This window comes from Kineococcus auxinigenes (assembly GCF_050871525.1).
In the GTDB taxonomy this organism is placed as follows: Bacteria; Actinomycetota; Actinomycetes; order Actinomycetales; family Kineococcaceae; genus Kineococcus.
Genome location: NZ_JBKBCT010000203.1, coordinates 1 through 502 on the forward strand (window position 1 = coordinate 1; position 502 = coordinate 502).

Annotated in this window: 1 protein-coding gene; it reads left to right on the forward strand. The window is 56.2% G+C overall.

Annotated elements, in window-relative coordinates; genetic code table 11:
- Positions 1–78: 78 nt before the first annotated feature.
- On the forward strand, positions 79–502 hold a 424-nt coding region (locus ACRYR9_RS20020; RefSeq protein WP_432540256.1), incomplete at its 3' end, for a helix-turn-helix transcriptional regulator.

Genomic DNA, 502 nt, shown 5'->3' on the forward strand with positions numbered 1-502 from the left:
GGGGAAACGCTATCGCAAGGAACAGTCGGTACCTATTTCCGCTCTTTCATGGCCGCACTCGGGCGGCGAGGTCAATCGATGGCCAACAATCTCAAGCTGGTGGAAGACGCCTTCGCTGCATTGGATGAGGCTACGTTTCTTCTAACGAGTTCGGGCATTGTTCTGCACCCTTCTGGTCTCGCGAAATCGCTATTGGACAATCCTCGCGGCCTCAGCATCAAACAGGGCAAGCTGTGGCATCAGAATCCCGCTGTCCTGAGCAACTTGTCGAAGGCAGTCGCGGCGACCTTGCAGAGCGGGCAACGGTCCAGAGTCACGGTTTCATTGACCTGGGGCGAGGCGTTGAGCTTGGATTTCGCTGTGGCGGATTCGCGCATCCGGCTTTCTAACGAGCCATTGGTGTTTGTTCGGATGCGTCGCAACAGCGTATTGAGTGAAGCAGATGCTGACAATCTGATCGCAACGTTCAACGTCACCAAGGCAGAGGCGAGGGTGTTGGCAG